General features: G+C 66.6%; 1 protein-coding gene. It reads right to left on the minus strand.

What is annotated here, in order from left to right; translation table 11 throughout:
* Nucleotides 1-9 precede the first annotated feature (9 nt).
* Nucleotides 10-1,231: carbohydrate porin (locus AC1RRJ_RS21555; RefSeq protein ID WP_493126578.1), on the minus strand; the 1,222-nt coding region annotated here is incomplete at its 5' end.

A 1,231-nucleotide genomic window follows, 5' to 3' on the forward strand; every position in this document is an offset into this window, starting at 1 on the left:
GATCGTTCTCTAGAACCCGAGGAGGTTGAAGCTGGTTTCGGCGCGAACGCCGAGGATAAGGGCATGGGCGATCGCCGGGTCGGCGGATGGCCGACGGATGTAATGGATATTGGGCTGCACTGCGAGCCAGGGGGCGATCCGGGCGCGATAGGTCGCCTCCAGCGCAACCTCTGCGGACGCGGCGCCGGTGAGGGCGCGGTACGCTTCCGAGGTGAAGGCCGCAGCCCAGGCGATGCCGAATTCATCCTCGTCGCGGCCGGGGATCCAGCCGCTGAATTTCAGGCCGCCGCCGGCAAAAGCGTCGAACATGTTGAAGCGGCCGCTGGCGGTGCCGAGCCGCACGAAGCCGTCGATCTGGCGATTGTCCCTGGCAAGCAGCGGAAGCTCGGCGCGGACATAGGTGCCGGCATTGCCGCGATCGGTACCACGGCCGTCGTTGCGGTCGAACCGCGCGGTATAACGCCAGTGACCGAGCAGCAGCTTGCCGCCGGCGAGCGGAGCCTCGGCCTCGCCGACCAGCAGTGCGCCATCGCCGTCGCCGAGGCGGACAAGGGTGCGGCCGGGGCGGGCGGGATCGCCGGGAACCCCGTCGAGGATCGCGGCGCGGACCGTCCAGCCCTCGGCCGGGTTGACCGCAAGCCGCGCCGCGAGTGCGGTCGACGGAAAGATCGAGGGGCCGTTGTGGCCGCTCTGGGCGAAGTCGGTGCCGATACCGTTCGCACTGCCGACAAACAGGCCAGCGGCATCGAGCGAATCGAATTCGGAATTGAGGTCGTAAAGCCCCGCGCGCAGCGAGACCCTGTCGCCGAACTTCTGGTCGATCCACGCTTCGTAGAGGCGCAGCGCCGACACACCGGTTTCGATATTGCTGACCGCCTGCGTATCGCCGACCAGCTCGCTGATCGAATGGCCGTTGTTGTAGAGGCCGTAAATATGGATTTGCGCCCCGGTCCAGCCCGCGAGCTGCTCCATGTCGGCTTCGAACACGATATCGAGATTGTCGAGATAACGGGTGCCGCGTCGCAGACCGCCCGATAGGTTGCCGATCACCTCGCCGGTATAGGTGACCTGCAGAAGCAGCGGGCCATGATCCTCATCGATCTCGCCGCCCGCATGGGTGTGGCCATGGGGCAGGTGGCCCGCCGGGTGCGGCAGCGGGACATCGGATGCGGCAAGGGCAAGCGCCGCAAGCAGCATCAGAAACTCACCATGAAGCCAAGGCGAATGCGGT

This window comes from Sphingopyxis sp. GW821-FHT12C06 (genome assembly GCF_058807415.1).